Annotated in this window: 6 protein-coding genes; all 6 read right to left on the bottom strand. The window is 64.0% G+C overall.

Features of this window, described 5'->3' with window-relative positions; translation table 11 throughout:
- Positions 1-189: 189 nt before the first annotated feature.
- On the bottom strand, positions 190-2,709 hold the full coding sequence (gene uvrA / locus HX790_RS28970) for an excinuclease ABC subunit UvrA (RefSeq protein ID WP_176992595.1): 2,520 nt from the start codon (positions 2,707-2,709) through the stop codon (positions 190-192).
- Positions 2,706-4,418 (bottom strand): ATP-binding protein, encoded by a 1,713-nt coding sequence (locus HX790_RS28965; protein WP_099548156.1) that lies wholly within the window; start codon positions 4,416-4,418, stop codon positions 2,706-2,708. The genes uvrA and HX790_RS28965 overlap by 4 nt, the downstream gene beginning before the upstream one ends.
- A gap of 110 nt (positions 4,419-4,528) precedes the next feature.
- The gene (locus HX790_RS28960; RefSeq protein ID WP_176992594.1) at positions 4,529-7,600 is read right to left on the bottom strand and encodes an error-prone DNA polymerase; all 3,072 of its coding nucleotides are present in this window, start codon (positions 7,598-7,600) and stop codon (positions 4,529-4,531) included.
- Positions 7,597-9,009 (bottom strand): DNA polymerase Y family protein, encoded by a 1,413-nt coding sequence (locus tag HX790_RS28955; protein ID WP_176992593.1) that lies wholly within the window; start codon positions 9,007-9,009, stop codon positions 7,597-7,599. Before HX790_RS28955 ends, HX790_RS28960 begins: the two co-directional genes overlap by 4 nt.
- A gap of 7 nt (positions 9,010-9,016) precedes the next feature.
- Entirely contained in the window at positions 9,017-9,631 is a 615-nt protein-coding gene (gene imuA / locus HX790_RS28950; RefSeq protein WP_017135401.1) for a translesion DNA synthesis-associated protein ImuA, read from the bottom strand.
- Complete coding sequence (lexA, locus tag HX790_RS28945; protein ID WP_017135402.1) at positions 9,631-10,248, bottom strand: transcriptional repressor LexA; 618 nt, start codon at positions 10,246-10,248, stop codon at positions 9,631-9,633. The genes imuA and lexA overlap by 1 nt, the downstream gene beginning before the upstream one ends.
- Positions 10,249-10,413 lie beyond the last annotated feature (165 nt).

The raw sequence follows: 10,413 nt of genomic DNA, 5'->3' as shown, positions 1-10,413 counted from the left end.
GCGAGGTGCCGAGTGGTGGGGCACAGACCTTTTGGTTACTTTTGGCTGGGCCGGCATTCCGGGCGTTTGCCAAAAGTGACCCGCTGTAAGAGCGGAACCATAAGCCGCCGTTACCCGAATAACGGATATGTACACCAACAAACCGCCATCGCAGGCAAGCCAGCTCCCACAATTAATCGACGTTGAAACTTACACCAACTCCCGCGCCAGAAACGGTGCAGTACGGCTGGCTTTGCTCTTGGCGACCTTCTGCGGCGTACCATGAGCCACCACCTTCCCACCCAAATCCCCAGCCCCCGGCCCAATATCAATCACCCAATCCCCCTGGGCCACCACGCGCATCTCATGCTCCACCACAACCACCGTGTGCCCCGCGTCCACCAGATGATTAAGCTGACTCAGCAAACGGTCCACATCCCGAGGATGCAAACCCGTAGTCGGCTCATCCAACACATACAACGTCGCGCCCCGGGCATTACGTTGCAACTCGGTCGCCAACTTGATCCGCTGCGCCTCACCGCCGGACAGCTCGGTCGCCGGCTGCCCCAGACGCAGATACCCCAAACCGATATCCCGCAACACTTGCAACGAACGCAACACCCCAGGCTGCTCGGCAAACACCTCGACCGCCTGCTCCACCGTCAACCCCAGCACCTGGGCAATGCTCAAACCTTGCCACTTAATCGCCAACGTCTCAGGGTTATAACGCGCACCATGGCACGTCGGGCACGGCGCATACACGCTGGGCATAAACAGCAACTCGACACTGACAAACCCTTCCCCCTCGCAATGGGGGCAACGGCCCTTGGCAACGTTGAACGAGAACTGCCCGGCATCGAAATGACGCTTCCTGGCCGCCGGTGTTGCCGCAAACAATTTGCGCACGTTATCGAACAACCCGGTGTAAGTCGCCAGGTTAGAACGCGGCGTGCGGCCGATGGGCTTCTGGTCCACCTGCACCAAACGTCGAATCTGTTCCAAACCGCTGCTGATCCGCCCACCACTGCTTTGCGGGGCATCATCTTCAAGGCTCGGTTCTTCGTCGCTTTCCAGCACACGACCCAAGCCCGTGCCCACCAGTTCCAACAGCGCCTGGCTGACCAGACTGGACTTGCCCGAGCCGGAAATACCCGTCACCGCCGTAAAGCAACCCAGCGGGAAATCCACGCTTAGGTCCTTGAGGTTATTACGCGTCACGCCTTCAAGCTTCAGCCACCCCGACGGCTCACGTCGCGTCGTGCTGCAAACGCGCCGTTCGGCAAACAAATACTCGCGCGTCTGCGAGGCCTGCACATCCGCCAAACCGGCAGGCGGACCGCTGTACAACACTTGCCCGCCGTGCTCACCGGCCGCCGGGCCCACGTCGATCAGCCAGTCGGCGCGGCGCATGGTTTCCAGGTCATGTTCCACCACAAACAACGAATTGCCGGCCGCTTTCAAACGCTCAAGCGCAGTAAACAATGCTTCGCCATCCGCCGGGTGCAGGCCTGCCGAGGGCTCGTCCAGCACATAGATCACGCCGAACAGCTGCGAGCCCAACTGGGTGGCCAGGCGCAGGCGCTGCAATTCCCCGGATGACAATGTAGGCGTGCTGCGCTCCAGGGACAGATAGCCCAGGCCCAACTCGGTGAGGGTGCTGACCCGCTCCAGCAAGTCCTGGGCGATACGCTGAGCGGCAAGGCGCTTTTCCACCGACAGCTTCATTTTGTCCTGCCCCGCCGCCACCGGGCGCAGCAGCTCGGCCAACTGCGCCAGCGACAGTTGCGACAGCGCGCCGATGTCCACCCCGGCAAACTTCACCGACAGCGCCGCCTTGTTCAGCCGCTTGCCCTCACACGCCGGGCACGCACTGCCCTGCATGAACTGCGACACGCGCTTTTTCATCAGTGCGCTTTGGGTATGGCTGAAGGTGTGCAGGATATAGCGCCGCGCACCGCTGAACGTGCCCTGGTAGCTCGGCTCCAGCTTGCGTTTCAACGCGTCGCGGGTTTGCTGTGGGGTGAAGCCTGCGTACACCGGCACGGTCGGGGTTTCTTCGGTAAACAGAATCCAGTCGCGCTGCTTTTTCGGCAGGTCGCGCCACGGGATGTCCACGTCATAGCCCAGGGTCACGAGGATGTCGCGCAGGTTCTGCCCCTGCCACGCCAAGGGCCAGGACGCCACCGCACGCTGGCGAATGGTCAAGGACGGATCCGGCACCATCAGCGCCTCGGTCACCTCATACACGCGGCCCAAACCGTGGCAGTGCGGGCAGGCGCCCTGGGGCAGGTTCGGTGAGAAGTCCTCGGCATACAGCATCGCCTGCCCCGGCGGATAACTGCCGGCGCGCGAATACAGCATGCGGATCAGGCTCGACAAGGTGGTGACGCTGCCCACCGACGAGCGTGCACTCGGCGTGCCGCGCTGCTGTTGCAGGGCCACGGCCGGGGGCAAGCCTTCGATAGCGTCCACATCGGGTACGCCGACCTGGTCAATCAGGCGCCGCGCATAGGGCGCCACCGATTCGAAATAGCGGCGCTGAGCCTCGGCATACACCGTGGAAAACGCCAGGGATGATTTGCCCGAACCCGAAACGCCGGTAAATACCACCAGGGCGTCCCGGGGAATGTCTACATCGACGTTACGCAGGTTGTGTTCGCGGGCGCCGCGCACGCGTACAAAGCCTGGGCGCTGGGCGGTGATCGGGGGGATGTTGCGCTGTGACGTCATGGGCAACCTTGTCTGGCGGTGAGCACGCTGCGCACCCGTTGCGTGAGGGCTTCGGGGCTGTAGGGCTTGCTCAGCAGATGAATGTCGGAGCTCAGCAAATGATTGCTGGAAAGAATGTCGCGGGTGTGCCCGGAGGTGAACAGCACCGCCACCGGCGGGTGCTGCACGCGCGCCCAGTCGGCCAGGTCGGTGCTTTTGACCCGGCCGGGCATCACCACGTCGGTAAAGATCAGGTCCGGCTGCACGCCGTTTTGCAGGGTTTGCATGGCCCGGTCGCCGTCTTCGGCGGTCAGTACCGTGTAGCCCGATTGCTGCAGCAACTCGACCACGGTCAGGCGCACGCCTTCGTTGTCCTCGACCACCAGGATGGTTTCCTGGCCGCCGCTGTGAGTCGCCTGCTCGGTGTCGACCTCACCACATTCGGGTTCCAGGCTGTGGGGGAAATACATCTGCACTACCGAGCCTTTGCCCTCCTCGCTCCACACCTCCACATGCCCGCCGCTTTGGCGCACAAACCCGAACACCATGCTCAGGCCCAGGCCGGTGCCGTGCCCTTCGCGCTTGGTGGTGAAGAACGGCTCGAACGCACGCTTGAGCACCTCCTGGGGCATGCCGACACCGGTGTCGGTCACTGCCAAACGCACGTATTCACCGGGCTTGATGCTTTTACCGATGCAATCGCCCGGGTTGAGGATGATATTTTCGCCGCTGATGCGAATCACGCCTTCGCCTTGCATGGCATCGCGGGCATTGATCGCCAGGTTGAGCAGCGCGTTTTCCAATTGGTTGCGGTCGACATTGATGCACCAGGAATCCTGGGGCAGTTGCACGTCGATATGAATGGTCTCACCCAACGCCCGTTGCAGCAGTTCGCCTAAACCGGCGTAGATGCGTTGCGGGTTGTACACCGCTGGCGACAACGGCTGGCGACGCGCAAACGCCAACAGTTGCGAGGACAGCTTGGCGCCGCGCTCCACCGCCGCGATGGCCGCCGTGACCCGGCGCTGCACCTGGGGGTTGTCCGGCTCATTCCGGGCCAGCAGGTGCAGGTTGCCGGCGATCACTTGCAGCAGGTTATTGAAGTCATGGGCCACGCCGCCGGTCAGGCCGCCGATGGCTTCAAGCTTCTGGGATTGGCGCAACTGATCTTCGGCGGCGGAACGCGCTTGCACTTCGGCGGCCACGCGTTGCTCCAGGTTATGGGTCAGTTCCTGGCGCAGGCGCTCGGAATGCACGTGCTCGGTGGTTTCCACCACAATCGCCAACACCCCGGCTGGCTGCTGATTGTCCCCGGCGACGGGGCTGTAATAGAGGTCCAGCCAGACGGTTTCCGGCTTGCCGTTACGCAACAACACCAGGTCTTTGTTGTTAAACGTCAAGGTACCGCCCGCCAGGCAGGTGTCGACCACGTGGCGATTGAACTCGGCCACCTCCGGCCAGCCCAGCTCCACCGGCGTGCCGAGCAAGTACGGATGCCGGCCGCCGGCAAACACCGAATAGCTGTCGTTGTAGATCATGTAGCCGGCCCGCCCCCACAGCATCACCATCGGCACGGGCGAGGCCAGCATCATCTGCACGTTGCAGGCCAGGCTGGCGCTCCAGGTGTCAATCGGGCCAAGATCCGTGGCGGACCAATCGAAAGCACGGATACGCTGGGCCATTTCACCGGACCAGCCTTCACAGCCGTAGGGGTTGGATAAAAATTGCATCGGTTGGCTCTGTGCAAAGAGAGGGTATTTGCAACGTTTTGGAGCGCGCCAGCGGCGGATGGTTTCACTTGTTATAAGTTAGGAGGTAATGGCGACAAAAACCACTGCCCTCAATGAAAATCCCGGCTGCGCACATGAATGCCTTCCAGCAGCGGCGTCAGGTCGGTAAGACGCCCGGCAATCAGGTGCCGCACCTCACCCACCGCCTCCCAGCGCCCGTCGACTTTGAGCAACCGCGAGCCGACCAGCGCCAGGCGCTGGCGTTCTGCCAGGTCGCGCCACACCACCACATTGAGGTTGCCGAACTCATCTTCCAGCGTCACAAAGGTCACGCCGCTGGCGGTGCCAGGGCGCTGGCGCCCGGTCACCAGACCGGCGACGCTGACATTGCGCCCATGCTCCACCGCCATCAGCTCCAAAGAGCTGCGGCAGCGGCGTTTGCGCAACTCATCACGCAGCAACGCCAGCGGGTGCGGGCCCAGGGTGGTGCCGACGGTGGCGTAGTCGGCCTGCAGGTCTTCACCAACCGTCGGCGCCGGCAATTGCACCGCCGCTTCGTCGGGGCTCGGCAGGCCCGCGAACAAGCCCAACTGTTTATGCACGCCTGCCACTTCCCAACGCGCGGTGTGCCGGTTGCCCGCCAACGCACGCAAGGCTCCGGCATCCGCCAGCAACGCCTGGGCCCGCGCATCCAGGCCGGCGCGGTCGTCCAGGTCGGCAATGTCACTGAACACACGACGCTGGCGCGCCGCCTCGATGCGCCGTCCATCCTCCTCACGAAACCCCGAGATCATGCGCAACCCCAGGCGAATCGCCGGTTGCTGGCCGTCGACAGGCTCCAGGCTGCAATCCCAGTCACTGGCCAGCACATCCACCGGGCGGATCTGCAAGCGATGGCGCCGCGCATCCTGCAGGATCTGGTCCGGGCTGTAGAAACCCATGGGCCAGCTGTTGATCAAGGCACAGGCGAACGCCGCCGGTTCATGGCACTTGAGCCAGCAACTGGCGTAGGTCAGCAAGGCAAAACTGGCCGCATGGGACTCGGGGAAGCCATAGCTGCCAAAGCCTTTGATCTGCTCGAAAATCTGCGCGGCAAATTCCTCGCTGTAGCCGTTCTTGAGCATGCCGGTGCGCAGACGCTGCTGATGCGGTTCCAGGCCACCGTGGCGTTTCCAGGCGGCCATGGAACGGCGCAACTGGTCGGCTTCGCCTGGGCCATAGTCGGCGGCGACCATGGCGATCTGCATCACCTGTTCCTGGAACAGCGGCACGCCCAAGGTGCGTTTCAACACTGCCTCAAGTTCCGGTGACGGATAAGTGGTGGGCTCTTCGTTATTCCGGCGCCGCAGGTACGGATGCACCATACCGCCCTGGATCGGCCCAGGCCGCACAATCGCCACCTCAATCACCAGGTCGTAGAAGTTCTGCGGCTTGAGCCTGGGCAGCATCGACATCTGCGCCCGCGACTCGATCTGGAACACGCCGATGGTGTCGGCCTTGCTGATCATTGCGTAGGTTGCCGGGTCCTCCTTGGGGATCGTCGCCAACGCCAGATCGCGGTTGCGATGGCGGCGCAGCAAGTCGAAGCAACGGCGTATCGCGCTGAGCATGCCCAACGCGAGGATATCCACCTTGAGCAGGCCCACGGCGTCGAGGTCATCCTTGTCCCACTGGATAATGGTGCGCTCGGCCATGGCGGCATTTTCCACCGGCACCAGGGTGTCCAGCGGGTATTCGGAAATCACAAAACCGCCAGGGTGCTGGGACAAGTGCCGGGGAAAGCCGATCAGTTGTTGAGTCAATGTCAGCACACGCCGCAGGATCGGGCTTTGCGGGTCGAAGCCGCCTTCGCGCAGGCGTTCCAGCGGCGGCGCATCTTCACTCCAACGCCCGCAACAGTCGGCCAGCGCGTTGATCTGGTCCGGCGGCAAACCGAGGGCCTTGGCCACGTCGCGCACCGCGCCGGACGCGTGATAACTGCTGACCACCGCCGTCAACGCCGCGCGGGTGCGGCCGTAGCGTTGGAACACGTACTGCAGCACTTCCTCGCGGCGTTCATGTTCGAAGTCCACATCGATATCCGGCGGTTCATTGCGCTCCTTGGACAGGAAGCGTTCGAACAGCATATCCGTCAGGCTTGGGTCGATTTCGGTGATGCCCAAGGCAAAACACACCGCCGAGTTGGCGGCCGAGCCACGGCCCTGGCACAGGATCGAACGGCTGCGGGCGAAGCGCACGATGTCGTGCACCGTCAGGAAGTAGCTTTCGTAACCGAGGTCGCTGATCAACTGCAATTCCTTGTTGATCTGCTGCAAGGTCTTGGCGTCAACACCGTGTGGCCAGCGCTGGGCAATGCCTTCCTCGGTCACGGTGCGCAGCCAGGATTGGGCATCATGGCCGGCGGGCACCAGTTCGCGTGGGTAGTGGTAGCGCAACTGGCTGAGATCAAAGGTGCAACGTTTCGCGATGGCCAGGGTTTCATCACGCAGCGCTTGCGGGTACAACGCTGCCAGCGCGTCGAGGCTGCGTAAATGCCGCTCGCCATTGGGGTGCAGGCGCGTGCCGGCTTCGGCCACCGGCACGTGATGACGGATCGCGGTCATGGTGTCTTGCAAGGCCCGGCGCCCGCGCGCATGCATGTGTACATCGCCGCAGGCCACCGCCGGGATCTGCAGGCTGGCGGCCAGGGCCAGGCGCTGCTGCAAATGGCGCGCATCGTCCTGGCCGCAGTGCAGGTGCACCGCCAGCCACAGGCGTTCGGCGAAGGTGTGTTGCAGCCATTGGAGGGTGGCCTGGGTGTCGTTGTCTTCGGCCACCCACAGCGCCAGCAGGCCGGGCATCGGTTGTTCGAAGTCGGCGTGCAGCAGGCGGTAACGGCCTTTTTCGGCGCGGCGGCGAGCCAGGGTGATCAGGCGGCACAGGTGTTGATAGCCGCTGAGATCTTCGACCAGCAACACCAGTTTCGGGCCGTTTTCGATGCGCACTTCGCTGCCGATAATCAGCGGCAAATCCACCGCCTTCGCCGCCTGCCAGGCTCGCACGATGCCCGCCAAGGTGCATTCGTCGGTGATCGCCAGGGCGCTGTAGCCTTGGCGCTTGGCACGTTCGAACAGCTCCAGCGCACTGGACGCGCCGCGCTGGAAACTGAAATTGGACAGGCAATGCAGCTCGGCATAGCTCATGCGAACCAGCCTTGCAGCCACAGCCCGTCGTTCTGCCCCACACAGCGATAGGCCCAGCCTTGCTGGCCGGCACGGGTGCGGATCAGGTAATAGTCGCGGCGGATATCGGCGCCGTCCCACCAGCCGGATTCGATGCGTTCCGGGCCCATCAGGATCTGCACGCTCTGCTCGGCCAGCAAGGTCGGTTCAGTCAGCAACCAGCCGGGGCGCTGCACTTTGTGCAAGGTCGGGCACGCACGGCTGTCGGCGCTCGCCTGCCAGGCACATTCGGGGCGGTGGTCGGCGTGAAAGCGCAGGCTTTGTACGGCCTCATCGCCAAGCCGTGCGCGCAAGCGTTCGCGCAGTTGCTCCCAAGGCAAGGTTTGTTGCGGGCGATCGTCGAACAGGTCCTGGCGTTGCGGCACAAACACCGGCAGGTCCTGGGCCACCAGGCGGAACCCGCGCACCGGAGAGGTGACTTGCACCTGTTCCAGGCGGCCACGGGCCAGTTCGAACAGCATCGACGGTTCGCGCTCGGCACTGAGCAGGCCGACCTTGATCACACTGTCGGGCGCCTGGGCGTGTTCCAGGTGCAAGTCGAAACGTTGCACGCCACTGTCGCGCCCGCAGAGGAAGGCGGACAAGTCACCGGTCAGGCGCCGTAACGGGAACAGCAGCGCCTGGTGGGATTGCACGTCGAAATTCAGCTCGATGCGCACGTCGAACTGATCCGGCGGCTGATAAAACGCCAGGGCCAGTGGGCGCTGCCCGCTCAGGGCATCCAGGTGCTTGAGCAAGCCGGCGTCAAAGCGTCGCGCCAGGGTGTGCCGAGGCAACGCCTGCACCTGGGCCAAGGTACGCAAGCCCATACGCGACAAGGCCGTGGCCGCCTGCGGGTCAAGACCGGCGCGGTCGATAGGCAGTGGCGCCAGAGCCTGCTGCAAGGCGTCCTCGCCGATCGCCAAACCATCATAAATATTCGCCAGCACCCGCGCCGCCGCCGGGTTCGGCGCGGCGACGATACGGTGGCGAAAGCCCAATTCGGTCAACTCCTGGCGCAAGCGCGCCTCAAACTGCGGCCACGGCCCGAACAGGCCCAGGCTCGACTCGATCTCGAACAGCAACGCACGCGGGTAATACACGCTGACCTGGGAGCTGAAACGGTAGGCCCAGGCGGCGAGGAACTGCTGCCAGCGCTCGATTTCGGCGGGGTCGTATTCGGCGCTGGCAAAGGTTTTGGCCAGGGCATGCGCGGCCGTCAGCGATTGACCTGATCGCAGGCCCAAGGCGCGGGCGGCGGCATTGACGGTTTGCAGCACGCGGCGCTGCGGTGTGCCGGCCAGCAGTACCAACGGTTGATCCGGCTCAGGGTGCACACGCTGCACCCCGTCCAGCGCCAATTGCGGGAAGACAATACACACCCAGCGCATGGCAACCTCAGTGCCCCGCCAGTGCTATCGGCGCCGGGTGGGCCAAGCCGCCCCGGCACTTGAGCACCCGCACTTGCGCAGGTTTTGCCTCGACGGCCAGGCGCAAGGCGGCGGGCGATGAATTGACCGCCTCGCTCAAAGCGCGCCAGGCAAACGCCAGGGTTTGCCCGGTCTCGGCCGCCACCTGCAAGCGCCGCAAGGCGCGGTCATCGGCCTTGCGCGGCCAGCACAGCACCGCGCCGCAACTGCCCGAACGCAGGCACTGCTCCACCGCCCACAACACGTCGCGCGCCTCGGCCTGGATCACCGAAAGCTGGCGCAAATCCACCCCGGCGTTCTGCCAGGCGTGGGGGTACGGCGTGTAGGGCGGCGCCACCAGCACAATCCGCTCGCCCGCCGTTGATAAGCGGGCCAGGGTTGGCAACACCAATTGCAGCTCGCCAACGCCCTCCTTCGCCATCAGGATTTCACTCAGCGCCGACTCCGGCCAACCGCCCGTGGGCAACACCGCGTCCAGCGCCGCCAGCCCAGTGGGGTGCACGCTGGCCGGTGGCACGGCGGGCCGGCCTTTCCAGACGCGGCCGCCATTGAACAGCGTATCCAGAGCAACGACGGCGCCCATCAACCTTGCCTCACCAGGCCGCAGAACACCCCTTCGATGGCCAGGTCCTGATCCGGCCCGACCACAATCGGTTGATACGCGGGGTTGCGCGGCAGCAGGCGCACCTGCTCGCCGTGGCGCTCAAAGCGTTTAATGGTGACTTCGCCGTCCAGGCGCGCCACCACGATCTGCCCGTTCAAGGCTTCGGCGCTGCGGCGCACGCCCACCAGGTCGCCGTCGAGGATGCCGTCTTCGATCATCGAATCGCCCTGCACACGCAGCAGGTAATCCGGGGTTTTGGCGAAAGTGGCGGGGTCGAGTTGCAGACGATTGTGCACTTCGGCATCGGCGCCGATGGGCAGGCCGGCGGCGACACGGCCGAGTACGGGCACGTCCAGCCATTCGGGACGCGCCGGTTGGTTGAGCAGGCGGATGCCACGGGCCTGGTTGGGGTTGACCTCGATAAAGCCGGCTTCGGTCAGGGCCACCACGTGTTTGCGAGCGACGCTGCGCGAGGCAAAGCCGAACGCCTCGGCGATCTCGGCGAGGCTTGGGGGCTGGCCTTGTTGCGCGATACGGTCGCGGATGAAGGTCAGGATGGCGGTACGGCGGGGGGTCAGGGTTGTCATGGAGTACATTTGTACTCTTGTGGGAAATTTCTGACAATAGCCGGTAGTCGGGATTGGGGGGCTGTTGGGGTTGGGGTTGGTGTTGTGTGCATATCCATTATTTGGGTAACGGCGGCTTATGGTTCCGCTCTTACAGCGGCTCACTTTTTGAGGGACCAAAAAGTAAGCAAAAAG

It is taken from the genome of Pseudomonas sp. IPO3747 (genome assembly GCF_013385245.1).
GTDB classification, from domain to species: domain Bacteria; phylum Pseudomonadota; class Gammaproteobacteria; order Pseudomonadales; family Pseudomonadaceae; genus Aquipseudomonas; species Aquipseudomonas edaphica.
Note: the sequence above shows the minus strand (reverse complement) of the source record. Positions and strands in the feature narration are given on the sequence as shown.